This is a genomic window from Cellulomonas sp. P22 (genome assembly GCF_044392165.1).
This window is the reverse complement of record NZ_JBISBW010000006.1, coordinates 153326-175487: the sequence shown is the minus strand read 5'-3', so window position 1 is coordinate 175487 and position 22162 is coordinate 153326. Positions and strand designations below refer to the sequence as shown.

At 73.5% G+C, this 22162-nt stretch carries 25 protein-coding genes and 1 riboswitch; of the genes, 8 read left to right on the top strand and 17 right to left on the bottom strand.

The features are described 5' to 3' along the window. Both ACGIF2_RS07445 and ACGIF2_RS07440 read right to left on the bottom strand, forming a co-directional pair. Complete coding sequence (locus ACGIF2_RS07445) at window positions 1-849, bottom strand: hypothetical protein (RefSeq protein WP_396045095.1); 849 nt, start codon at window positions 847-849, stop codon at window positions 1-3. After that, the gene (locus tag ACGIF2_RS07440; protein ID WP_396045093.1) at window positions 846-1835 is read right to left on the bottom strand and encodes an aldo/keto reductase; all 990 of its coding nucleotides are present in this window, start codon (window positions 1833-1835) and stop codon (window positions 846-848) included. Before ACGIF2_RS07440 ends, ACGIF2_RS07445 begins: the two co-directional genes overlap by 4 nt. A 58-nt stretch (window positions 1836-1893) precedes the next feature. Between ACGIF2_RS07440 and ACGIF2_RS07435 the strand changes: the two genes are divergently transcribed. The 3 genes from ACGIF2_RS07435 (at window position 1894) to rocD (ending at window position 4645) form a co-directional block, all read left to right on the top strand. Beyond that, entirely contained in the window at window positions 1894-2463 is a 570-nt protein-coding gene (locus tag ACGIF2_RS07435; RefSeq protein WP_396045091.1) for an SRPBCC family protein, read from the top strand. Between the two features lie 116 nt (window positions 2464-2579). After that, window positions 2580-3422: a dimethylargininase gene (gene ddaH / locus ACGIF2_RS07430; protein WP_396045089.1), complete on the top strand. Its 843-nt coding sequence runs from the start codon at window positions 2580-2582 to the stop codon at window positions 3420-3422. After that, window positions 3419-4645 (top strand): ornithine--oxo-acid transaminase, encoded by a 1227-nt coding sequence (rocD, locus tag ACGIF2_RS07425; protein WP_396045087.1) that lies wholly within the window; start codon window positions 3419-3421, stop codon window positions 4643-4645. Before ddaH ends, rocD begins: the two co-directional genes overlap by 4 nt. Window positions 4646-4710: 65 nt before the next feature. Here the strand turns inward: rocD and ACGIF2_RS07420 are convergent, their stop codons facing one another. Continuing rightward, window positions 4711-5997 (bottom strand): CAP domain-containing protein, encoded by a 1287-nt coding sequence (locus ACGIF2_RS07420; protein WP_396045085.1) that lies wholly within the window; start codon window positions 5995-5997, stop codon window positions 4711-4713. A 132-nt stretch (window positions 5998-6129) separates the two neighbouring features. Here ACGIF2_RS07420 and ACGIF2_RS07415 point away from each other — a divergent pair, with 132 nt between their 5' ends. Then, window positions 6130-6618 (top strand): Lrp/AsnC family transcriptional regulator, encoded by a 489-nt coding sequence (locus ACGIF2_RS07415; protein ID WP_396045083.1) that lies wholly within the window; start codon window positions 6130-6132, stop codon window positions 6616-6618. Window positions 6619-6651: 33 nt separating this feature from the next. Here ACGIF2_RS07415 and ACGIF2_RS07410 read toward each other — a convergent pair whose 3' ends face one another. From ACGIF2_RS07410 to ACGIF2_RS07395, 4 genes are all read right to left on the bottom strand, one after another. After that, on the bottom strand, window positions 6652-7602 hold the full coding sequence (locus ACGIF2_RS07410) for a universal stress protein (protein WP_396045081.1): 951 nt from the start codon (window positions 7600-7602) through the stop codon (window positions 6652-6654). Window positions 7603-7712: 110 nt separating this feature from the next. After that, window positions 7713-8213: an HNH endonuclease gene (locus ACGIF2_RS07405; RefSeq protein ID WP_396045698.1), complete on the bottom strand. Its 501-nt coding sequence runs from the start codon at window positions 8211-8213 to the stop codon at window positions 7713-7715. Window positions 8214-8405: 192 nt separating this feature from the next. Then, window positions 8406-9176, bottom strand: a complete 771-nt coding sequence (locus tag ACGIF2_RS07400; protein ID WP_396045079.1) for a C40 family peptidase — start codon at window positions 9174-9176, stop codon at window positions 8406-8408. A gap of 2 nt (window positions 9177-9178) precedes the next feature. Next, a riboswitch (cyclic di-AMP (ydaO/yuaA leader) is annotated at window positions 9179-9370 on the bottom strand. 176 nt (window positions 9371-9546) lie between these two features. Beyond that, window positions 9547-10248: a metal-dependent transcriptional regulator gene (locus ACGIF2_RS07395; protein WP_396045077.1), complete on the bottom strand. Its 702-nt coding sequence runs from the start codon at window positions 10246-10248 to the stop codon at window positions 9547-9549. A 101-nt stretch (window positions 10249-10349) separates the two neighbouring features. Here ACGIF2_RS07395 and serC point away from each other — a divergent pair, with 101 nt between their 5' ends. Then, window positions 10350-11489, top strand: coding sequence for a phosphoserine transaminase (serC, locus tag ACGIF2_RS07390; protein ID WP_396045075.1), 1140 nt, complete (start codon window positions 10350-10352; stop codon window positions 11487-11489). Beyond that, a complete protein-coding gene (locus tag ACGIF2_RS07385; RefSeq protein WP_396045073.1) occupies window positions 11482-12762 on the top strand; it encodes an MFS transporter in 1281 nt (426 codons plus the stop codon). The genes serC and ACGIF2_RS07385 overlap by 8 nt, the downstream gene beginning before the upstream one ends. A gap of 38 nt (window positions 12763-12800) precedes the next feature. Here ACGIF2_RS07385 and ACGIF2_RS07380 read toward each other — a convergent pair whose 3' ends face one another. The 3 genes from ACGIF2_RS07380 to ACGIF2_RS07370 all read right to left on the bottom strand — a co-directional run bounded on the left by ACGIF2_RS07380 (window position 12801) and on the right by ACGIF2_RS07370 (window position 16231). After that, window positions 12801-14138: an MFS transporter gene (locus ACGIF2_RS07380; RefSeq protein ID WP_396045071.1), complete on the bottom strand. Its 1338-nt coding sequence runs from the start codon at window positions 14136-14138 to the stop codon at window positions 12801-12803. After that, window positions 14135-14620, bottom strand: a complete 486-nt coding sequence (locus ACGIF2_RS07375; protein ID WP_396045069.1) for a MarR family winged helix-turn-helix transcriptional regulator — start codon at window positions 14618-14620, stop codon at window positions 14135-14137. Before ACGIF2_RS07375 ends, ACGIF2_RS07380 begins: the two co-directional genes overlap by 4 nt. Before the next feature lie 135 nt (window positions 14621-14755). After that, window positions 14756-16231, bottom strand: coding sequence for an NCS2 family permease (locus ACGIF2_RS07370; protein ID WP_396045067.1), 1476 nt, complete (start codon window positions 16229-16231; stop codon window positions 14756-14758). Between the two features lie 171 nt (window positions 16232-16402). Here ACGIF2_RS07370 and ACGIF2_RS07365 point away from each other — a divergent pair, with 171 nt between their 5' ends. Together ACGIF2_RS07365 and ACGIF2_RS07360 are read left to right on the top strand one after the other, a co-directional pair. Next, window positions 16403-16858, top strand: a complete 456-nt coding sequence (locus tag ACGIF2_RS07365) for a VanZ family protein (RefSeq protein WP_396045065.1) — start codon at window positions 16403-16405, stop codon at window positions 16856-16858. Between the two features lie 4 nt (window positions 16859-16862). Beyond that, window positions 16863-17351, top strand: coding sequence for a VanZ family protein (locus ACGIF2_RS07360; RefSeq protein ID WP_396045063.1), 489 nt, complete (start codon window positions 16863-16865; stop codon window positions 17349-17351). An 8-nt stretch (window positions 17352-17359) separates the two neighbouring features. Here the strand turns inward: ACGIF2_RS07360 and ACGIF2_RS07355 are convergent, their stop codons facing one another. From ACGIF2_RS07355 to ACGIF2_RS07325, 7 genes are all read right to left on the bottom strand, one after another. After that, window positions 17360-18166: a CAP domain-containing protein gene (locus ACGIF2_RS07355; protein ID WP_396045061.1), complete on the bottom strand. Its 807-nt coding sequence runs from the start codon at window positions 18164-18166 to the stop codon at window positions 17360-17362. Between the two features lie 66 nt (window positions 18167-18232). Continuing rightward, window positions 18233-18721 (bottom strand): hypothetical protein, encoded by a 489-nt coding sequence (locus ACGIF2_RS07350; RefSeq protein ID WP_396045059.1) that lies wholly within the window; start codon window positions 18719-18721, stop codon window positions 18233-18235. Continuing rightward, a complete protein-coding gene (locus tag ACGIF2_RS07345) occupies window positions 18718-19080 on the bottom strand; it encodes a response regulator (protein WP_396045057.1) in 363 nt (120 codons plus the stop codon). The genes ACGIF2_RS07350 and ACGIF2_RS07345 overlap by 4 nt, the downstream gene beginning before the upstream one ends. A gap of 60 nt (window positions 19081-19140) precedes the next feature. Continuing rightward, window positions 19141-19620, bottom strand: coding sequence for a chemotaxis protein CheX (locus ACGIF2_RS07340; RefSeq protein ID WP_396045055.1), 480 nt, complete (start codon window positions 19618-19620; stop codon window positions 19141-19143). Continuing rightward, complete coding sequence (locus tag ACGIF2_RS07335; protein WP_396045053.1) at window positions 19617-20000, bottom strand: response regulator; 384 nt, start codon at window positions 19998-20000, stop codon at window positions 19617-19619. The genes ACGIF2_RS07340 and ACGIF2_RS07335 overlap by 4 nt, the downstream gene beginning before the upstream one ends. Then, window positions 19997-20881 (bottom strand): CheR family methyltransferase, encoded by an 885-nt coding sequence (locus ACGIF2_RS07330; RefSeq protein WP_396045051.1) that lies wholly within the window; start codon window positions 20879-20881, stop codon window positions 19997-19999. The genes ACGIF2_RS07335 and ACGIF2_RS07330 overlap by 4 nt, the downstream gene beginning before the upstream one ends. After that, window positions 20878-22074: a chemotaxis response regulator protein-glutamate methylesterase gene (locus ACGIF2_RS07325; RefSeq protein ID WP_396045049.1), complete on the bottom strand. Its 1197-nt coding sequence runs from the start codon at window positions 22072-22074 to the stop codon at window positions 20878-20880. Before ACGIF2_RS07325 ends, ACGIF2_RS07330 begins: the two co-directional genes overlap by 4 nt. Between the last annotated feature and the right edge of the window lie 88 nt (window positions 22075-22162).

Genomic DNA, 22162 nt, shown 5'->3' with positions numbered 1-22162 from the left:
TCAGTCGTCGAGCAGGCACGCGCTGAACCCGCGCCAGCCCTCGGCGGCGAGGCGGCGCGCTCCGGGGAGCTGATCACGGTGCTCGGCGTCGGCGAACGCGAGCAGCCCGGCGACGCACCCGAACTTGTCCCAGAACTCGTCGGCCGCGGCCGCGGCCTCGCGAGCGGCCTGCTGCTCCTCGGGCCCGGTGAGCTCGCGCGCCGCGGCGAGCGCCGCCCGGGCGGTCGCTGCGCGTCCCTCTCGTCCGGGCGCCCCCGGCACGAAGGGGGGCAGGTCGCCGAGCGCGAGCCAGTGCGCGAGACCTTCGTCGAAGGTCAGGTGGTCCAGCCGCTCGAGGTGGCCCGCCTGCGGCGGGAGCGGCCACGACCGGGCGATGGCGACGTGCGCGAGCTCGTGGTCCAGGACCTGACGCGCACCGGTCACCGCGCGATGGCCGTACGCGGCCAGCCGCGCGACGTCGAGCACGACCACCGCGGTCCCGTCCGGGGCTGTGCGGACGCCCGCGTCGTACGGGGCGGGCCACCCGACGGACAGCGCGACGTGCGCGCCGGCGGTGCCCACCTCCGGGGAGCCGAGCACGGCGCGCCATGCCGCCTCCCGCGCCGGCCGGAACGGCCGCATCAGGTCGAGCAGCGCGTCGCGGACACGGACGACGTCGTCCCGCACCGCAGGGTCCGGGAGCTGGGCCGCCACGGGCGGGGCCTCGTCTCCGGCGGCTGCGGCCACGAGCCACGTCGACGGCAGCGTGCCGTGCGCGAGCCAGGCGTCCACCGCGCTGGTGTCCACGTGCAGCCCGGCGGCGTCGCCGTCGGGCCGGTGCGCGGCGGCGCGCACCTGGTCCCCGCTCACCACCGCCCGTGCACGTGCGCGCGGACCTGCTCGTCGTAGATGCGCTCGAGGGCGTCGCTCGTGGCGTCGTCGAGCGGCGGGAGATCGGCCGCTGCGGCGTTGCCCTGCGCCTGGGCCGCGTTGCGCGCCCCGGGGATGACGACCGAGACGCCGGGCTGGTCGAGGATCCACCGCAGCGCGAGCTGCGCGGTGGTGGCCCCGGCGGGGGTGAGCGCCGCGACCTCGCGGGCGGCCCGCACCCCGACCTCGAACGGCACGCCCGCGAAGGTCTCGCCCACGTCGAAGGACTCGCCGTGGCGGTTGAACGTGCGGTGGTCGGTCGGGGCGAACGTGGTGCTCTCGTCGTAGCGGCCCGAGAGCAGCCCGCTCGCGAGCGGCACCCGCGCGATGATGCCGACACCGGCCTCGGCCGCGGCCGGGAGCACCTGCTCGAGCGGCTTGCGGCGGAACGCGTTGAGGATGATCTGCACGCTCGCGACGTGCGGGCGGGCGATGGCCGTGAGGGCCTCGTCGACCGTCTCGACCGAGACGCCGTACGCCGCGACGCGGCCCTCGTCGACGATCGTGTCGAGCGCGTCGTAGACGGCGTCACGACCGAGGACCTCGGTGGGCGGGCAGTGCAGCTGCACCAGGTCGAGCGTGTCGACGCCCAGGTTCTCGCGCGAGCGGTCCGTCCAGGCGCGGAACGCGTCCAGGGTGTAGGCACCCGCGACGTGCGGGTCGGCGCGTCGGCCCATCTTGGTCGCGACGGTCAGGTCCTGCGTGCCGCCGCGCTGGGCCAGGAAGCGCCCGACGAGCCGTTCGCTGCGGCCGTCGCCGTAGACGTCGGCGGTGTCGAGGAACGTGACGCCACCGGCCACCGCGGCGTCGAGCACAGCGAGGGCGTCGTCGTCCGCCACCTCGCCCCAGTCCCCGCCCAGCTGCCAGCAGCCGAGGCCCACGACCCCGACCGACCTGCCCGTTCGTCCCAGCACACGCTTCTCCATGACCGCGACGCTACCGTGGAACGTGCGGGTTCCCACGAACCCACGAGGGGGGTGGCGCATGCCGCGCACGCACCGCGGGACGCACGCGACCCGCACGTGGCCCGGCCGTGAGGTCGCGGTGAGCCGGGTGCTCCCTCTGAGCGCCACCGAGGCCTTCACGCTGCTCGTGGACCTGCGTCACCACGTGCGGTGGATCCCGTGGACGCGGGTCGCGGTGCCGCCGGGACCGCCGGTGCGCGGTGCCGTCGTGGTGGCGGTGTCGGGGCCGTTCGCGCGGCAGGGCGCGCCGGGGATCGTGGACCGGATGCGCATCGACCGGCTCGACCCGCCCGGTGACGGTCCGGGGGTGGCGGTCTTCACCAAGCTCGGTCCGGTGCTCGCGGGCGAGGCGCGCATCGTCGTGTCCGGTCTCGGGGCGCACCGCTCACGGGTCACGTGGTCCGAGCGGGTGCACCTGGCGGGCCCGGTGCCCGCCGGGATGCTGGTGGCACCGGTGCTGCGGCTCATGCTGCGCGCAGCCCTGACGCGGGTGGCCCGCGAGGTCGACGACCGGCGGCGGCACCATCACGCGCACGGCAACGCCGGGCCGCACAACGAATCGCCGCACACTCAGGTATTCACGCAATGATTCGTGCCCTCGGGGACAACATCGCGGTCCGACGTTGTTCATGATCGCCTCGTAGAGTCAGGTGACTCCGTCCCGATGACGCGACACCCACCCTCCTGCCCCTGAAGGAGCACCCCATGGCCGTGAGCTCGTCCACCCCCCGCGTCGCCACCCCGCGCCGCTACCTGATGTGCGAACCGGTGCACTACACGGTGTCGTACGAGATCAACCCGTGGATGGACGTCAACCGGTACACCGACACCGAGCTCGCGCGCCAGCAGTGGCGCACGCTGCGCGACGTGTACCTGGACCTGGGCCACACGGTCGACACGATCGACCCGATCCCGGGCCTGCCCGACATGGTCTACGCCGCGAACGGCGCGCTGATCGTCGACGGCATCGTCTACTCGGCCCGGTTCCGCCACCCCGAGCGCGGCCCCGAGGGCCCGGCCTACCAGAAGTGGTTCGCCGACCGCGGCTTCGTCACGCACACCGCGGCCGAGGTCAACGAGGGCGAGGGCGACATCCTGCCGGTGGGCGACGTGATCCTGGCCGGCACGGGCTTCCGCACCGACCGCGCCGCGCACGCCGAGCTCGCCCAGGTCACCGGCCACGAGGTCGTCTCGCTCGAGCTGGTCGACGCGCGCTACTACCACCTCGACACCGCACTGACGGTGCTGCAGAGCGACGCCGCCGACCCGCAGGTCGCGTACTACCCCCCGGCGTTCTCGCCCACGTCCCAGGAGCGTCTGCGCGCGATGTTCCCCGACGCCGTGCTCGCCACCGACCGTGACGCCGCGGCCCTCGGCCTGAACGCTGTGAGCGACGGCGAGCACGTCGTGGTGGCCCCCGGCGCGGTCGACCTGGCCCCCGCGCTGCGCGAGCGCGGCTACACGACGATCCCCGTCGACACGAGCGAGCTGCTCAAGGGCGGCGGCGGCGCGAAGTGCTGCACGCTCGAGATCCGCGACGTGCCGTGACGACCACGGTGAGCCGTGACCAGGAGTCCGGCGCGCGACGCAGCAGCCTCGCACCCAACTACGCACCGCTCCCGGTCACGCTCACCTGGGCGTCGGGTGCGTGGGTGCGCGACGTCGAGGGCCGCGCGTACCTCGACATGCTCGCCGGGTACTCGGCGCTGAACTTCGGTCACCGCCACCCGGCGCTGCTCGAGGCCGCTCGGGCCCAGCTCGAGCGGATCACGCTGTCCTCGCGGGCCTTCGGCCACGACCTGCTCGAGCCGTTCGCCGACGCGCTCGCGACGCTGGCCGCACCTGCGCTGCGCGGCACCCCGCTCGTGCTGCCCATGAACACCGGGGCCGAGGCCGTCGAGACGGCAGTCAAGGCCGCCCGCAAGTGGGGCTACGACGTCAAGGGCGTCGCCCCCGAGCAGGCCACGATCGTCGTCGCGGACGGGAACTTCCACGGCCGCACCACCACGATCGTGTCGTTCTCGACCGACCACGAGGCGCGCGACGGCTTCGGGCCGTTCACGCCCGGGTTCCGCGTGGTGCCCTACGGCGACGCCGACGCCGTGCGCGCCGCGATCGACGAGACGACGGTCGCTGTGCTGCTCGAACCCATCCAGGGCGAGCAGGGCGTCGTGGTCCCCCCGGCGGGCTACTGGCCCGCGGTGCGGGCCATCTGCGACGAGGCCGACGTGCTGCTCGTGGCGGACGAGATCCAGTCCGGGCTCGGACGCACCGGCACCACGTTCGCGTGCCAGCTCTGGGACGTGCAGCCCGACCTCATGACGCTCGGCAAGGCGTTGGGCGGCGGGATCGTCCCCGTGAGCGCCGTGGTCGGCCGCTCGGACGTGCTCGAGGTGCTCACCCCCGGCACGCACGGCTCGACGTTCGGCGGCAACCCCCTCGCGTGCGCGGTGGGGCTCGCCGTGGTCGAGCTGCTCGCCACGGGCGACCCGCAGGCCCGGGCCCGGACGCTCGGGGAGCACCTGCACTCCCGGCTGGCCACGCTGACGGGGGCGGGGCTCATCGCCCGCAGCCGCGGGGTCGGCCTGTGGGCAGGCATCGACGTGGACCCGGCGCTCATGACCGGTCGCGAGCTGTGCGAGCGTCTGCTGGCGCACGGCGTGCTGGCCAAGGACACGCACGGCTCGACGATCCGGCTGGCTCCGCCGCTCACGATCGACCGGCAGGACCTCGACCTGGCGCTCGACCGGCTCGGCCAGTCGCTCTGCTGAGCGAGACCCGCCGAACGTGACGGGTGGTCCGCACCGCCGCAGCGGTGCGGACCACCCGTCGCCGCTCAGCTGAAGAGCACAGCCGTGTACAGCCGGCCGTCGCGCGTGACAGCACCGATCGACATGCGCGTGACGTCGGCGTTGAGCATCCACGCGTTGTGGGCCGGCGAGTTCGCGTAGGCGTCGATCATGGCCGACGCGCTCACGGGCTGGACCCATCCGACGATGCTGTCCTTGCCGCTGTGCCAGATGCGCCCCTCGGTGGCCATCGCGACCGCGTGGTTCTGCAGGGTCGACGACCCGGAGATGCTCAGCGCACCCAGCCCGTTGTTGGCCCGGTGGGTGTTGATCGCGTTGCCGATCGCCTGCGCGCTGTACGCGTCGATGCCGGCGACCGGGGCCGCGGCCTCATCGGACGACTCGGCCGGAGCGGTGGTGGTCGCGCGGGTCCGGGTGGTCGTCGCGGCGGGTGCCCGGGTCCGCTGCTTGGCTGCGGCGGCCTGCGCTGCGGCCTCGGCCGCGGCCCGCTCGGCGGCGATGCGGGCGTCCTCGGCGGCCTGCCACGCCGCCTGCGCCTCGACGACGGCCTGCTGCGGTGCGGCGAGCGTGGTACCGGCGGCACGCAGCTCGTGCGCGCTCGTGCCCTGCCCCAGCGCCGCGCTCACGGCGGTCAGCGAGTCGATGGCCTGCTGGAGGGCCGCGCGCGGGGCGTCGCCCGCCTGCGGGTTCGCGTCCAGCACGGCACGGGCCTGGGCGATCAGGCCGTCGGTGTCCGCGACCTCGGCAGAGCGTGACGCGAGGCGCGTGGCCGTCGCGACCTCGACCTGGCGCCCCCGGAGGAACGCGGTGTCGGCGCGCTCTGCGGCCACCTCACGGCCGACGCGCTCCTGCATCAGGGCGAGCTCTGCGGCGCGGGCCTGCTGGTCGAGGTGCAGCGCGATGCCTCCTGCCGTCCCCACGAGCACGAGCACGACGGCCAGGCTCACCACGACCGTGCCGGTGCGCCGGCGTCCGTCGGGGCCGGTGGCCGCGGGCGCCTCGTGCTGCGCGGGCGTCGTGGCGGGAGGCTGCGTGGTGGGGCGCTCCACCGAGGGCCGGGCCCGGAGCGGCAGCGGGGAGGCGGTGGGGGCCGGCGCCGTGAGCGGCTCGGCGGTAGGAACGAACAGGCCGGCCAGCTCGGGGAGCAGCAGCGCCGCGGTCTCGGGGGGCAACGGGTCCACGCGGGGAGCGGGGACGAACGCCGCGGGACGGCTCTCGACGGGGGCCACGGCCGCCTCGACGAGCCGCTCGCTGCCCCGCTGCGTCGGGATGGACGCGAGTCGCCGTTGGTGCTTGTGCCGCACGGTCGCCATGGAGGATCCCCTTCGTCGTGCACGACTTTCCTCGACCACCCAAGCATCGGCAACCGGGGCGGCAACCTGTAGGGGCGATGTGCCCCGGATCGCGTCGGTGCACGTGGGCGGCCTGTGCAGCATCATGAGCGGGTGCCACACGCCCCCGAACCGCGCCCCGAAGGGCTCGACGCCCTGGACGAGGCCATCCTGCGAGCGCTGTCCGTCGACGCCCGGTCGAGCTACGCCGACATCGGCGCCGTGGTCTCCCTGTCGGCCCCCGCGGTCAAGCGGCGCGTCGACCGGCTGCGGGCGCGCGGCGTCGTGCGGGGGTTCACGGTGCGGCTCGACCCGGCCGCGCTCGGCTGGACCACCGAGGCGTTCATCGAGCTCTTCTGCCACGGCTCGACGAGCCCGGCGACCATGCAGGCGGCGGTCGAGACCTACCCCGAGGTCGTCGCGGCGAGCACTGTCACGGGTGACGTCGACCTGATGATCCAGGTCCGCGCCCGTGACATGCGCCACCTCGAACGGGTCGTCGAGCGGCTCGCGGCCGAGCCGTTCGTGGCCCGCACGCGATCGACCGTGGTGCTCTCGGCCCTCGTGCGCCGCACCGACGTGCCGCCGACCCGCGCGGACTGACCCTGCTCGCCCGAGGGCCGGCCACCTCGCCGCTCAGGCCTCGGAGCCCCGCGTCTCGGAGTCCTTGGCACGACTCGTCACGACCATGACCGGGCACTTCGCGTGGTGCAGCACCGCCTGGCTCGTGGAGCCCAGCAGCAGCCCGGCGAACCCGCCCCGCCCGCGCGAGCCGACCACGATCAGGTCGGTCGCGGTCGAGAACTCGGTCAGCAGCTCGGCGCCCGACCCGTCCAGCACATGGCGGCGCACGGTGAAGCCCGGGAAGTCCGCCAGGGCCCGGTCGACCACGACGTTGAGCCCCTCGGTCGCGTCCGCGAGCAGCTGCTCGTGGTCGATCGACGCGGGCATCCAGGCCAGCACACCCATCCCGGTGCCGACAGGCACCCCCGCGACGGCGATGAGCTCGGCGTCCCACGCCTGGGCCTCGATGATCGCGCGTCGCAGCGCGAGGTCGGCCTGCGGCGAGCCATCGATGCCGACCACGATGCGTCGCAGCGGCTGGACGGTGGGCAGCACCCCGTCGTCGGGCACCGCGGCGCCTCCCGGTCCGCGCAACGGCACCACGACCGTGGGGCAGTGGGCGTGCGCCGGCAGCGCCGAGGACACGGTGCCCAGCAGCCGGTCGGCGAACCCCCCGCGCCCCCGCGTGCCGACGACGGCGAGGCAGACGTCGCGCGACATCTCGACGAGCACGCCCGCGGCGTCACCGGTGGCGACGGTCGCGGTCACGTCGATCGACCCGGCCGCGAGCGCGCGCCCCTTGGCCTCGGTCAGCACCGCCCGGGCACCCTCGAGGATCGCTGTGTCGTCGAGCGCCGCGTAGCCCCCGTCGAGCGAGGCCGCCGTGAACGACGGCAACGAGTACGAGCACACGATCCGCAGGGGCCACCCGCGGGTCCGGGCCTCGGCCGCCGCCCAGTCCAGGGCATGCAGGCTCGCGCCCGACCCGTCGACCCCCACCAGCACCGCTCGTTCGTGCGTCATCGCTCCGACCTCCTGTGGATCAAGCCGTCAGTCTGCCTCAGAGCATGCCCTTTCCGCACCTTCCGCGGAGAGAACCGCGGGGAGGACTTGAGAGAGACTTGACGCAGACCCTAGGCGACGAGGTACGGCGACCAGGCCGGTTCGTCGACGCCCGCACCCCGGACGATCGCAGCCGCCCCGCGCGGGGCCCGGGGCACGTAGGCGAGCTCCCAGCCCAGCTCGGTGAGCAGCCGGTCCGCCTTGCGGTGGTTGCAGCGGACGCACGCCGCGACGACGTTGCCCCACTCGTGCCGACCCCCGCGCGACCGGGGGTGCACGTGGTCCACCGTGTCGGCCGCCGCCCCGCAGTACGCGCACCGGAAGGCGTCACGCTGCAGGACCGTCCGACGGGTGGGCGGCAGGGTCCGGCGGGTGGGCACGTGCACGTAGCGGGTCAGGACGAGCACGATCGGCGCCGGCAGCGCGCTGCGCTCGGAGCGGAGCATCCGCCCGTCGGACTCGAGGATGGTCGCCTTGCCCGACATCACGAGGCTGACGGCCCGTCTCAGGCTCACCACGCACAACGGTTCGAGGCTCGCGTTCAGCAGCAAGGTCCGGTGCGGTACGGGCATCAGCACGGCGACTCCTAGGCCCGGTCGTGGGACCCGGCTGGCTGCCGGTGTCCCGTGGGGGGAGGTGCAAGCGCGACCAGCGTACGCGGCGCCCCCGGGTGCACACCCGCCGATTCGCCGGGTGAGGTCTGCGGAGACGCCGAAGGGCCCCGCCGACTCGCGTCTGCGGGGCCCTTCGGTGCTGTGCTGAGGTCAGCCGATCCGGATGAACACCGGAGCGCTCTGCCAGATCGAGCGGAACTGGATCGTCTTGCCCGGACGGGGCGAGTCGATCTGCTGGTCGCCGCCCGCGTAGATCGCGACGTGGCCGGGGCTCCAGATGATGTCGCCCGGCTGCGCGTCGGCCCGCGAGACGACGGTGCCGGCCGCCTTGATGCCCGCGGACGTGCGGGGCAGCGAGACGCCGAGCTGGTCGTAGACGTAGGAGACGAAGCCCGAGCAGTCGAAGCCGTCGGGCGTGGTGCCGCCCGAGACGTACGGGACGCCGACGTAGCGTGCGGCGATCTCGAGGACGGAGTTGCCGGCCACGGACTGCGGCACGTCGCTGGTCGCCGCGGCGGTCGCGACTGCGGTGCGGGTGGTCGAGCGCGACGCCGCCAGGGTGGCGGTGCGCGTGGTGGCCTTCTTGACGACGGGGGCCACGGCCTCGACGGCCGGGGCGTCGAAGGACCAGCTCGCCTCGACGGGGGCGGTCACGACGGGGGCCGTCTCGAGCACGGCGCGGGCCGAGGCCGTCAGTGCGGACGTGTCGACGGCCGGAAGGGAACCTGCGGCGCCACCGGCCGGAGCGGCGTTGGCGACGCTTCCGATCATGGTGACGACGAGGCCGGAGGTCGCGGCGACGGCGGCGCTGCGCCGACCCACGACTCCGATGGATGCCGTGGCGGCGTGGGCTATGTCGGTCAGAGGTGTCACGGGGCGTCGCGCTGCACGATGGCGGGCGCGGGTGTTGCTCACGGTCACGCGGTGCCTCTCCTGTCGCCTACGAGGTGAGCTGTCGGGTTCGGGTGGGAGAACACCCGGCCGATGGACGACGTTCCGCCCCTCGACTTCACCCCAAGGGCGCCAGATCTCAGCGCCCACTACGTGGGTCCCCCGCCCCTGCCGGCGAAGTAGTACGGACCTCGTGCGGCGGCAGGGTTCGGCGTTCCGCTCGAGGGCTTCAACAGAGGAGGGTCTGTGAAGCACTCAGAACGTACAGCAGGGACCGGCTCATGTCACGCTCCGGTCACGACAGATCTCGCTCCGGACACGACGAGACCCCGCACCCGGGGGTGCGGGGTCTCGTCGGGAGGTACGCCCACCTGCGAGGCCGTGCGACGACGGCCCGCCGTCAGCTCGTCGTGACGAACACGTGCCGGGCGACGTCGTCGGGCAGGTCGAGCACGGTCTCGGCGTCGGGACGCGCCACGGTGACCACTCCCGGGGTGCGCTCGACGGTGATCTCGCCGCCCGGCACGACCCCGGCCTGCGCGAGCCGCGACAGGAGCTCGACGTCGGTCTGCAGCGGCTCGCCGAGCCGCGCGACCACGGCACGCGACGGCGACGCCCCGGGAGCGCTCGCGACCGTGAGCAGCGACACGACACCGTCGAGGAAGCCCACGACAGTGCTCTCCTCACCGATCTCGGCGAGCCCCGGGATCGGGTTGCCGTACGGGTCGAAGTGCGGGTGGTCGAGCAGCTCGGCGAGCCGGCGCTCGACGCGCTCGCTCATCACGTGCTCCCAGCGGCACGCCTCCTCGTGGACGAACTCCCAGTCGAGCCCGATGACGTCGGTCAGCAGACGCTCCGCGAGGCGGTGCTTGCGCATGACGCGCACGGCCTTGGCCATGCCGGCGTCGGTCAGCTCGAGGTGACGGTCGCCGCTGACCACCAGCAGCCCGTCACGCTCCATGCGAGCCACCGTCTGCGACACGGTCGGTCCGCTGTGACCGAGCCGCTCCGCGATCCGCGCGCGCAGCGGGGTGATGCCCTCCTCGGTGAGCTCGTAGATCGTCTTGAGGTACATCTCGGTCGTGTCGATCAGATCACTCACGGCACTCCCCTTCGGTCATCAGGTGCTCGCCGCCCCAGGTTAGTTGGTCCTGGGTGCGGGCCGTGCCGATCTCGGAGCGACGCAGCCCCTATCCTCGATCTGTGCCCGAGGCCGAGAACCCGCAGATCACCATCCCTGCCGACCTGCTCCCCCGCGACGGCAGGTTCGGCTCCGGACCGAGCAAGGTCCGCACCGCCCAGGTCGACGCGCTCGCCGCGCTGGGCACCTCGCTTCTCGGCACCTCGCACCGGCAGGCGCCCGTGCGCGCCGTCGTGCACAGGGTGCGCGCCGGCCTCGCCGAGCTGTTCTCGCTGCCCGACGGCTACGAGGTCGCCCTCGGCAACGGCGGCTCGTCCGCGTTCTGGGACCTCGCGACCTTCTGCCTCGTGCGCGACCGCTCGCAGCACGCGTCGTTCGGGGAGTTCGGTGCCAAGTTCGCCCAGGCCGCGACGCGGGCGCCGTTCCTCGGGACGCCGACCGTCCGCACCGCCCCCGCGGGTCAGCTCGCCCTGCCGGAGCTCGAGGACGGCGTCGACGTCTACGCCTGGCCGCACAACGAGACCTCGACGGGCGTCGCCGCCCCCGTGCGTCGCGTCGCGGGATCGCGCGACCAGGGCGCCCTGATGGTGGTCGACGGCACCTCGGGCGCCGCCGGTCTGCCGATCGACATCGCGCAGACCGACACCTACTACTTCGCGCCGCAGAAGGGCTTCGCCTCGGACGGCGGGCTGTGGCTCGCTGTGCTGTCCCCCGCCGCGATCGAGCGGGCCGCGCGCATCGAGGCCGACGGCCGGTGGGTGCCCGAGTTCCTGTCGCTCACCACGGCGCTGACCAACTCGCGTCTCGACCAGACCCTCAACACCCCGGCGATCTCGACCCTCGTGCTCATGGCCGAGCAGATCGACTGGCTGCTGGCCCAGGGCGGTCTCGACTGGGCGACGGCGCGCACAGCGACGTCCTCGGGCCACCTGTACACCTGGGCCGACGCCCGCGACTGGGCCGAACCGTTCGTCGCGGACCCCGCGCACCGCTCGCAGGTGGTCGGCACGATCGACCTCGCCCCCGAGGTCGAGGCCGCGACGGTCGCCACGGTGCTGCGCGCGCACGGCGTCGTCGACGTCGAGCCGTACCGCAAGCTCGGCCGCAACCAGCTGCGCGTGGCCATGTTCCCCGCGGTGGACCCCGAGGACGTGCTCGCCCTGACTGCCTGCATCGACCACGTCGTCGACCGCCTTGTCTGACCCTTCCTTATCCGAGCCCGCGGTCGCCGATCTCCCGGCCGGCCGCCCGGTCGCGGACGCTCAGGCCGTCGGGGCCCCACGCCTCGTCCGTGACCGGCTGACGCTGACCCTCTACGGGTACTCCGTGATGTGGGGCTGGTGGCTCTACAGCTTCACCCCGGGGGTCCCGCTGATCGCCGAGGACCTCGGCATCACCCGGGCCCAGGCGGGCCTGCACGGCACGTTCATGGCGGGCGGCATGATCGCCGCGGGCCTGTTCAGCGCGCAGCTGGTGGGCCGGGTGGGCCGCCGCACCGTGCTGCTCATCGGGCCGGCGCTCATCGTCGGTGGCGTGGCGATGCTGGTCGCCGGGCAGTCGCTCGCGGTGACGCTGCCGGCCGTGACCGTCGTCGCGATCGGCGGCTCGCTCGCGATCTCCGCGTTCCAGCCCGCGTTGGCCGTGCACCACGGCGGCGCCGGGGCCGCAGCGCTCACCGAGGCGAACGGGGCGGGTGCCCTCGTCGGGCTCGTCGGGCCGCTGGCGCTCGGGCTCTCGGTCTCTCTCGGCGGCGGGTGGCGGCCCGCGGTGGCGATCACGGTCGTCCTCGCGGCGGGCGTCGCGCTGGCCGTGTCCCGGCTGCCCGCCACCGGGGCCCTGGGCCGACCGACCCGCACCGTCGCCGTTCCCGACGCCGATCCGGCGACGGGTGGGCGGCGCGGGTTCTCGCCCGCGTTCTGGCTGTTCTGGATCGCGCTGGTGTGCGCGATCGGCATCGAGAACGCCACGACGTTCTGGGCCGCGGACCTGCTGCAGTCGCAGACCGGGGCCACCGCAGGGCTGGCCGCGGGCGCCGTCTCGGGGCTCGTCGCCGGCATGGCCGCCGCCCGGTTCGCCGTCGGGCGGCTCGCCCTGCGCCTCTCGCCCGTCGACCTGCTGCTGGGCTCGTTCGCGCTGGCCGCGGTCGGGTGGTTCGTGCTCTGGTCCGCGACCAGCCCGGTGGTCGGCCTCGTGGGCCTCGTGGTCGCGGGCCTGGGCTACGGCGCGCAGTACCCGCTGACGATCGTCGCGGTGCTGGACGCGTCCGCCGGGCGCCCCGACGCCGCCCAGTCGCGGTCGACGCTCGCGGGCGGCGTCGCCGTGGGCGTCGCCCCACCGCTGCTCGGTGCCCTCGCCGACGCGGTCGGCACCCGCGCGGCCTTCGGCGTCGTCCCGGTGCTGGTCGCGATCGCGGCCCTCACCGTCACGCTCGCACGGCGGTGGGCCCGGGCCACCGGGGACACCTCGATCCGCTGAGACCTTCGATCCGCTGAGGCGCTCGATCCGCTGAGACCTCAGGCCGACGAGGTCGACTGCTCGATCTCGCGTGCCCGCAGCTCGGCGGCGACCTCCTGGCGCTGCGTGGGCAGCGACGGGTAGCGGACGTCCAGGTGGGGGCGGGTGCGCACGCTGTAGTGCACCTCGAGCTGCCAGTGCCGCTTGACCCAGATCGCTGCGCCGGTCGCGACGATCAGGGCAGCGATCGAGCCGATGCCGATCGCCCAGCGGGGACCGAACTCCTCGGCCACCCACCCGATGATGGGCGAGCCCACGGGCGTCGCGCCGAGGAACACGATCATGTAGAGCGACATCACGCGCCCGCGCACCGCGGGGTCGGTCGACATCTGGATGGTCGTGTTGGCCGCGGTCATCATCGTCAGCGAGGCGAAACCGACGGGGATGCACGCCACCGCATAGCTCGGGTACGTGGGCATGAGGGCCATGACGCCCGAGGCGACGCCGAACCCGAAGGCCGCACCGATGACGAGTCGCACCCGCGGACGGTCGCGCCGGGCGGCCATGAGCGCGCCCGTGAGCGAGCCGATCGCGAGCACCGAGCCGAGCACGCCGTACTCCCCCGCGCCCCGGCCGAACTCGGTGCGGGCCATCATGGCGCTGGTGATCTGGAAGTTCAGGCCGAACGTCGAGACGACGCCGACGACCACCATGATGACGATGATGTCGGTGCGGTTGCGCACGTAGGCGATGCCCTCGCGGATCTGCCCCTTGGCGCGGTCCGCGATCGGCAGGGGGTGGAGCTCGGAGAGCCGCATCTGGGTCAGCGCGAAGATCGTCGCGGCGAACGTCACGCCGTTGATCATGAAGACCCAGCCGGTGCCGATCCAGGCGATGAGCAGACCCGCCAGGCCGGGGCCCACGAGCCGGGCGGCGTTGAACGACGCGCTGTTCAGGCCCACGGCGTTGGACAGCTTCGTGGCGGGGACCAGCTCGGCGACGAACGTCTGCCGCACGGGGCCGTCGACGGCCGAGACGCAGCCGAGCAGCGCGGCGAAGACGTACACCTGCCAGAGCTGCGCGTGCCCGCTGAGCACGAGCCCACCGAGCCCGAGGGCCAGCACGGCCTGGGACGCCTGGGTCGCCATGAGGAGCTTGCGGCGGTTGACGCGGTCGGCGAGCACGCCCGCCCACGCCGACAGGAACAGCGTGGGGGCGAACTGGAGCGCGGTGGTGACGCCCACGGCGACACCCGAGTCGTCGCTGAGGACGGTCAGGACGAGCCAGTCCTGGGCGATGCGCTGCATCCAGGTGCCGATGTTCGCCACGAGGGCGCCGGCGAACCACAGGCGGTAGTTGAAGAACTTGAGCGAGGAGAACGTGGACGAGGAGCTCATTCGGCGGCGATCCTCCGGAGGAGCTGGGCGGCTTCGGCGAGGGTGGCACGCTCGGCGGGCGTGAACGACGCCAGGCGTCGGGTGAGCCACTCGTCGCGGCGGCGGCGCGTCTCGCGCACCTCGGCCGTGCCGGCGTCGGTGAGGGTCACGACGACCTGGCGACCGTCGGTGGGGTGCTCCTGCTTGGTGACGAAGCCCAGCTCGACGAGGCCGTTGACCGTGCGGGTCATCGACGGCGGCTGGACGTGCTGCAGGTCGGCGAGCGCCCCGGGGGTCATCGGCCCGTTCTGGTGCAGCCAGGCCAGGACGTTGAACTGGGTGTCGGGCAGGTCAGCGGCGCCACGCTCGGAGCGGATCCGGCGGGCAGACCGCGAGATCGCGACGCGCAGGTCACCGGCGAGCGTGCCGGGGCGGCACTGCTTGGCGGTGACGGTGGGCGCGGGGCCGGACCCGACGGCGTCGACGGGTGGGACAACAGGCATGTCGTTACCTTAACTCATTACTCAAGGTAAGTACATGTGCTGTGGCCGACGTCACGAGGTGGACGCCCGCCCGCCTCGACGACAGCAGGCCGGGCCCGCCACGAGGGCGGACCCGGCCTGCGGGGACGACAGGGGTCAGAGGCCGATCGCGGACTTGATCGGGCCGAGCGTGAAGTACGCGAGGAAGAGCACGCTCGCGACCCACATGAGCGGGTGGATCAGGCGGACCTTGCCCACCGCGATCTTGATGATCACGAAGGTGATGAAGCCCGCGCCGATGCCCGCGGTGATCGAGTACGTGAACGGCATGAAGATCATCGTGAGGAACGCCGGGATCGCGATCTCGTAGTTCTTCCAGTTGATGCCGGTCACCTGCATGACCATGAGGAAGCCGACGACCACGAGGGCCGGCGTGGCAGCCTCGAACGGCACCATCTCCACGAGCGGGGCCAGGAAGGTCGCCAGCAGGAACGCGATACCGGTCACGACCGACGCCAGACCCGTGCGGGCACCGTCGCCGACACCCGCGGCCGACTCCACGAAGCTCGTGTTGGAGGAGACGCCCCCGGCGCCACCGGCTGCGGCGGCGATCGAGTCGACCACCAGGATCTGCTTGGTCTTGGGCGGGTTGCCCTCCTCGTCGAGCAGCCCGGCCTCGCCACCGACGGCGACCATCGTGCCCATCGTGTCGAAGAAGTCAGCGAGCAGGATCGCGAACACGAGCAGCATGACCGCGACGGTGCCGATCTTGCCGAACGAGCCGAACAGCGAGAACTGACCCAGCACCGTGAAGCTCGGCACGCTCACGATCGTGTCGGGCAGGGCGGGGATGTTCAGCTTCCAGCCGCCCGGGTTGTCGGCGCTCTGCGAGCCGAGGTTGCCGACCAACTCGACGAGGATCGCGAGCACGGTGGTGGTGACGATCGCGATGAGGATCGCGCCCTTGGTCTTGCGGACCATGAGGATGATCGCGAGCAGCAGGCCGACAACGAAGATCAGCAGCGGCCACGAGCCGATCGAGCCGCCGATGCCCAGCTCGACCGGGGTGGCCTGGCTGGCCGGGACCCGGATGAAGCCCGAGTCAAAGAGCCCGATGAAGGCGATGAACAGGCCGATGCCCACGCTGATGGCCGTCTTGAGCTCGACGGGGACGGCACGGAAGACAGCCTCCCGGAACCCGGTGAGCACCAGCGCCAGGATGATCAGGCCCTCGAGGACCACGATCCCCATCGCGTCGGCCCACGTCATGTCGGGCAGCACGGCGATCGAGTAGGCCACCACGGCGTTCAGCCCGAGGCCCGCGGCGAGCGCGAGGGGGAAGTTCGCGACCACACCCATCAGGATCGACAGGACACCCGCGACGAGCGCCGTCGTCGCCGCGACCATCGCCAGGTCGGGTGCGTCACCGCCGCCGAGGAACTTGCCGGTGCCGTCCTGGACGGTCCCGATGATGAGCGGGTTGAGGACGATGATGTAGCTCATCGCGAAGAACGTGACCAGGCCGCCGCGGATCTCGGAGCCGACGGATGAGCCACGCTCGGTGATCTTGAAGAAGCGGTCGAGGGCGCCCGGGGGGGACGTCTTCACGACATCGGGGGAGGTTGTCGCCATGCCGCGCATGATGGCAGATCACCCTGGACCCGCCGCGCGGCTGTCCAGAGCGTTAACACGCCCGTAACCCGGTGCCGGTGGCCCGCCGCTCCCATCCGACCAGTCTGGGCCCCTTCGGGCCGACCGACCATCCGCCCCGCGTCCGCCGTGCCCCTGCACTACCGTCGACGGATGACCCGACCTCCTCGGCGCGTGCTCGGAGCGCTCGTGGCAGCCGGTGCCGTCGTCGCGGTCGTGACCCTGAGCCCCGTCCCGCTGCAGCAGGTGCTCGACCGGCCGCTCGGCCGGGTGCTCGCGCTGCTGCACGGCTGGGGCCTGCCCGGGTCCGCGCACCTGGCCGAGGCGGCCGCGAACGTGGCGCTGTTCGTGCCGCTCGGCCTGCTCGCCGCGCTCGTGCTCGCGCGCCGGTGGTGGTGGGCCGTGCTGGTGGGAGCCGCGCTCGCCTCGCTCACGATCGAGGTCGTGCAGCACGCCGTGCTGGCGCAGCGGGTGGGCTCGGCGCGCGACGTGCTCGCGAACACGCTGGGCACGCTCGTCGGGATCGGCCTCGCGGCGGTGTGGCAGCGCGTCCGGCGGCGACGTGCGTCCGGGCTCGCGCCCGTCGCGGGCCACGGCGGACGGGGTTAGCGGCGTGGGGTCCGGCCGGCTGCGGCGGTGGACGTGGGTCGCGTTCGTCGCCTACCTCGCCCTCGTGGCGAGGATGACGCTGCGTCCCGAGCCTGCCGACGAGGAGACGTTCGACGTCGTCCGTGCCGTGATCGGCTGGCTGGCCGCGCGCGGGGCACCGGTGACCTACGACGGGGTCGAGGCGGTCTCGAACGTCCTGATGTTCGTGCCGTTCGGCGTCCTGGCGGGGCTGCTCGTGGCGCGGGGGCGGTGGTGGGTCGTGCTCGCAGCGGGCTGTGCCACGTCGGTCGCGATCGAGACCGCCCAGCGCCTGTTCCTGCCCACCCGCGTGCCGACGGCCCAGGACGTGGTGCTCAACACCGCGGGGACGGCCGTGGGGCTCGTGCTCCTCGCCGCGGGGCTGCGGTGGTGGTCGGCGCGGGCGGCCAGGAGCGCGAGCACGACCGCCGGGACGCGTGCGCCGGTGGGCGCCTCGGGCGCCGACGCCGGCTGAACCCCGGATCAGCCGAGGAAGACCTGCGCGCAGAGCATCCCGCGCGACCCTTCGGCGCAGCCGATCCCGATCGACGTGTACGACGCGCGCAGGATGTTCTCGCGGTGCCCGGTCGAGCCCATCCATCCCGCGGTCATGTCCGCCGGGGTCGGGTGGCCGAGCGCGAGGTTCTCCCCCGCCGCGCGTCCGCCGCACGCCGCCTGGACGGGGGCGAGCGGGTCGTGCTCGAAGCGGTCCTCGGCCACGAGCACGCCGGCCCGCTGCACCGCCTGCTCGGTCGCGCACGGGGAGACCGCGAGCGTCGCGAGACCCGCCGCGGTGCGCTGCTCGTTCGTGAGCGCCACCAGCGCGGCGGAGAACTCCTCGGCCGCAGCGCCGACCGGGGTGGACGCGGGGGTCGGGGTGGACGCGGGGGCCGGGCTCGCGGCAGGAGCCCGCGACGACGCCGCAGGCTCGGGCGTCGCCGACGGGCTCGACGCCTCGGACGGGACGGCGGTCGCGGTGGGGCCCGTCGCGGTGGGGCCCGTACCGGTGGGGCCGGGCGCGAGGATCTCGGGCGCGGGGGTGCGCGACGCCCCGCGCGAGCTCGACGGGCTGCGGTCGACGACCTGCGCGATCCGCGTCGGCAGACCCGCGAGGGTCACAGCGCCGGTGTCGTCGCGCAACGCGGGCCCGGCGACCGCGGCGAGCGCCCCGAGCGCGACCAGGGTCGAGATCCCGACGATCGTGCGGGTCCGACGGGCGCGCCGGGCCTTGCGCTCACGCCACGAACGGAGCTCGCGGCGCCGGGGCAGCTCGGTCGGACCCGTCGTCATCACGTGAGCACGTTATCCGATCGTGATCTTGCTGCCGCCGATCGGACGATGTGAAAGCACTCACCGTCAGACCACGAGCAGCGAGAACCGCCCCGAGCCGTAGCCCTTGACGTCGACGTCCAGGTCGATCCGGCGCACGAACGCCCCGATCCACTGAGCCACGTCGTTCGGCACCGGGTCGCCCGGCGCGTACACGGCTCCCAGCTTGAGGTGCGGCGCGTCCTCCGCGTTGAACAGCGAGGCCAGCACGTTGAGGATCTCGCTCGCGTTCTCGAGCAGGTTGTCCGGCATGAGGCCCGCTCCGATGGCCCGCTCGGCCGTCGGCGTGGGGAGCAGCGCGATCGCCGCACCCGCGCGCGACGCGAGCTCGAGGTCCATGAGGATGAGCGCACCCAGCGTCTGGTGCCGGTCGACGTACGCGCCCACGAGCGCACCGAACTCCGCGGCCGGGTCGACCATCGACCCGCCCGTCACGACTTGCACGTCGCGGCCGATCAGCCCCGCGAGCACGTCCCGCACGTCCATGGCCGCGGGCAGCGGCGTCAGGTCGCTCATGCGAGCACCGGCTCGATCGCGTCGCGGAAGCTCTCCGCGGTGAACGGCTTCGCGATCAAGAAGAGCGCCCCCGCCGCGTCGGCGGTCTCGCGCATCTCGGGCGAACCCTCCGACGTCACGAACGCGAACGGCGTCTGGAAGCCCTCGGCCCGCAGGGCGTGCAACAGCTCGATCCCCGTCATCTCGGGCATGTTCCAGTCGGAGAGGATCACGTCGGGCTCGTCGGCACGGACCGCCTCGAGAGCGGCGGCGCCGTCAGCAGCCTCCGTGACCTCCCAGTCGTACCCGGCCTGCCGCAGGGTGCGGATGACGATCTGACGCATCACGCGGCTGTCGTCCGCGACCAGGACTCGCAGCATGGTTCTTCCTTCCTTCGACGTGCACAGCTCGTGCACGTTGGATCGCTCCGGACATTGATCTCATCGGTGGGCGGGACGACTACCTTGACCCCGGACGGTGACGACCAGGGGCCTCCCGCCCCACCCGAGGTGCAGCGCGTGCACGAGCGGGCCCTCGTCGGGCGGACGCACAGCGACACGCGGCAGGCCGAGCGTGCCCGCCACGGGCAGCAGCGACTTCACGTTGCCGCCCACCACGTTGGCGACCTCGCCGAACGCGTCGACCAGGTCCGCCTCGCCGACCGGCTCGTCGTCGGCCATGCCCAGCAGCGCCCGCGTGAGCTCGTGCGCGGTCGACGTCGAGGTCTCGACCGCGACCTGGCCCGACCACGCCCCGTGCAGGTCGACCCACGCGACGAGCGGGTCGGTGAACCCCGGGAACACGCCCGACCACTCGCCGACGGTGCCCGGCGTCCCGTCGACCATCGTCGCGAAGACGTCGACGGCGATCGCGAGCACCTCAGGGCGCCCGATCACGCCGGCGTCCGCCGGGGCGCTCATGCCGTCTGCCCGGCGCGGACGAGACCGAGCAGCTCGAGCTTCCCGCGGATGATCTCGGGGGTGAACGGCTTGATCACGTACTCGTGAGCCCCCGCGGCCAGCGCGCGGACGATCTGGCCGTGCTCGCTCTCGGTCGTGACCATCATGAGCGTCACGTCACGCCACTCCCTGCGCGCCCGGACCCGGGTCACGAAGGTCAGCCCATCCATGACCGGCATGTTCCAGTCGACGCACGCGAGGTCGACCTCGACGCCCTGCTCGAGCACGTCGAGCGCCTCCTGCCCGTCGCCCGCCTGGACGACCTCGAACCCGAGCGGCTCGAGCACGCTCGCGACGATCCGTCGCATCGTGCGGGAGTCGTCGATGACCAGAGCTCTCAACGCAGCCCTCCAGGCTTCGCGGTGAACGGGGACGGGACCAGGGGGACGTCGGACGTGCGGGGCGCGGTGCGGGCGACCGGGCGGTAGACCGACCCGCTGCCCAGGGCGAGCCGCGCCCAGCCGTCGTCGACCCCGATCGTCGTCTCGGCCGCCCCCAGCACCAGGAAGCCCCCCGGGCGCAGCACCCGGTGCACGCGCGAGAGGATCTGCTGCTTGGTGGTCAGGTCGAAGTAGATGAGCACGTTGCGCAGGAAGACCAGGTCGAACGGCGGCCCGGCGGGCGGCGCGTCGAGAAGGTTGTGGCGCTGGTAGCGGACCGCGGCGCGCAGCTCGTCCGAGATGCACCACTCGGCGCCGTCGGCCCGGAAGTGGCGCGCCCGCATCGCGGTCGGCAGCCCCCGGTCCATCTCGAGCTGGCTGTAGCGACCCGCCCGGGCCCGCGCGAGCACCTGCTCCGAGAGGTCGGTCGCGAGGATCTCGACGCGGACCGACGCGGGGAGCACGTCGGCCAGCGTCATGGCGATCGAGTACGGCTCCTGGCCCGTCGAGCAGGCGGCCGACCACACCCGCAGGCCCGAGGCCGGGATCGGGCCCTCCATGAGCGTCGGGACGAGGTGCTGGCGCAGCGCCACGAACGGCGCACCGTCGCGGAACCACGAGGTCTCGTTGGTCGTGAGCGCCTCGACCACCAGGTCGAGGTCGTGCTCGGAACGGCCCGCACGCACAGCGCGCACGTACTCGTCGACGCCGAGCCCGGCACGTCGGGCGAGCGGCGCCAGGCGGCTCTCGACGAGGTACTCCTTGCCCTGGTCGAGCTGGATCGCGCTGCGTCGACGGACCAGGTCCGCCACGAAGTCGAACGACGCGGTCGTGAGCGTCACGCGACACCCCCCGTCGCCGCGGCCACGCGGGTCGCACCGGCGCGGCTCCGGGCCACGACGGCCTCGACCACCCGCCCGACGTCGTCGAGGGGCAGGACCCGGTGCGCCAGGCCGGCGGTCGCCACGGCCCCCGGCATGCCCCACACCACGCTCGACGCCTCGTCCTGGACCACGACCGTGCCGCCCGCTGTCACCACGTCGTCGCAGCCCGTGCGACCGTCGGCACCCATCCCGGTGAGCACCACAGCGAGCAGGTCACCGCCCAGCGCGCGCACCGCGGAGCGGAACAGCACGTCGACCGAGGGTCGGCAGAAGTTGACCGGGGGGGTGCGCGTCAGCACCGTGCGCACCGCGGCGCCCGAACGCTGCAGCTCGAGATGGTGGTCGCCCGGGGCCACGTACACGTGACCGGCGACGAGCTCCTCGCCGCCCTCCGCCTCGACCACCGTCGAGGGACCGAGCCGGTCGAGCCGCGACGCGAGCTGGCGGGTGAACACCGGGGGCATGTGCTGGACCACGAGCACCGGCACGGGCAGCGGGGCCGTCAGCGACCGGAGCACGCGCGACAGGGCCTCTGGGCCACCGGTCGAGGAGCCGAGCACGACGGCCCGCACGGGGTGCGCGGGCGGTTCGGGCCGGCACACGGGAACCCGGCCTGTCGCCGACGCGCGCGGGACCGCGGTGACCACCGGTTCCCGGGGGCGGGTCGGGGCCGTCGGGTGCCCGGGCGTGCTGCCCGACGCCGGGGCACCGAGCGGCGTGCGCGGCGCGCGGGTCACCTCGGGCCTTGCGACGAGGGCGTGGATCTTGGGGAGCAGCTGCTCGGCGACCTGGTCGAGCGAGGCCTGCAGGCTCCCGGTGCTCGTCGGCTTGGTCACGTAGTCGCTCGCCCCGGCGACGAGGGCGTCGAGCGTCGCCGCGGCACCGCGCTCGGTGAGCGTCGAGAACATGATGATGGGCATCCGGTGACCCGACCGGCGCAGCTCGCGCACGGCTTCGATGCCGTCCATCTCGGGCATCTCGACGTCCATCGTGACCAGGTCAGGGGCCAGCTGCTCGACCTTGCCGAGCGCGAAGCGCCCGTTCGAGGCCGTGCCCACCACCTCGACGGCGGGGTCGCGAGACAACGCCTCGGTCACGAGACGGCGGACGACCACCGAGTCGTCGACCACCAGCACCCGGATGCGTGTCACGTGCTCTCCTGCCTGGGGCGCCCCAGGAATGGGCGCACCCCGTGCTCATCGGCCGCACCGACCGCTTCGTGAGCGGTGTGCTGCTGTG

Bases quoted from the DNA above. Each gene is read 5' to 3' on its own strand.
- ACGIF2_RS07440 (WP_396045093.1), bottom strand. From the start codon at position 1,835: ATGGAGAAGCGTGTGCTGGGACGAACGGGCAGGTCGGTCGGGGTCGTG.
- ACGIF2_RS07435 (WP_396045091.1), top strand. From the start codon at position 1,894: ATGCCGCGCACGCACCGCGGGACGCACGCGACCCGCACGTGGCCCGGC.
- ddaH (WP_396045089.1), top strand. From the start codon at position 2,580: ATGGCCGTGAGCTCGTCCACCCCCCGCGTCGCCACCCCGCGCCGCTAC.
- ACGIF2_RS07420 (WP_396045085.1), bottom strand. From the start codon at position 5,997: ATGGCGACCGTGCGGCACAAGCACCAACGGCGACTCGCGTCCATCCCG.
- ACGIF2_RS07410 (WP_396045081.1), bottom strand. From the start codon at position 7,602: ATGACGCACGAACGAGCGGTGCTGGTGGGGGTCGACGGGTCGGGCGCG.
- ACGIF2_RS07405 (WP_396045698.1), bottom strand. From the start codon at position 8,213: ATGCCCGTACCGCACCGGACCTTGCTGCTGAACGCGAGCCTCGAACCG.
- ACGIF2_RS07380 (WP_396045071.1), bottom strand. From the start codon at position 14,138: ATGAGCTCCTCGTCCACGTTCTCCTCGCTCAAGTTCTTCAACTACCGC.
- ACGIF2_RS07375 (WP_396045069.1), bottom strand. From the start codon at position 14,620: ATGCCTGTTGTCCCACCCGTCGACGCCGTCGGGTCCGGCCCCGCGCCC.
- ACGIF2_RS07370 (WP_396045067.1), bottom strand. From the start codon at position 16,231: ATGGCGACAACCTCCCCCGATGTCGTGAAGACGTCCCCCCCGGGCGCC.
- ACGIF2_RS07365 (WP_396045065.1), top strand. From the start codon at position 16,403: ATGACCCGACCTCCTCGGCGCGTGCTCGGAGCGCTCGTGGCAGCCGGT.
- ACGIF2_RS07355 (WP_396045061.1), bottom strand. From the start codon at position 18,166: ATGACGACGGGTCCGACCGAGCTGCCCCGGCGCCGCGAGCTCCGTTCG.
- ACGIF2_RS07350 (WP_396045059.1), bottom strand. From the start codon at position 18,721: ATGAGCGACCTGACGCCGCTGCCCGCGGCCATGGACGTGCGGGACGTG.
- ACGIF2_RS07345 (WP_396045057.1), bottom strand. From the start codon at position 19,080: ATGCTGCGAGTCCTGGTCGCGGACGACAGCCGCGTGATGCGTCAGATC.
- ACGIF2_RS07340 (WP_396045055.1), bottom strand. From the start codon at position 19,620: ATGAGCGCCCCGGCGGACGCCGGCGTGATCGGGCGCCCTGAGGTGCTC.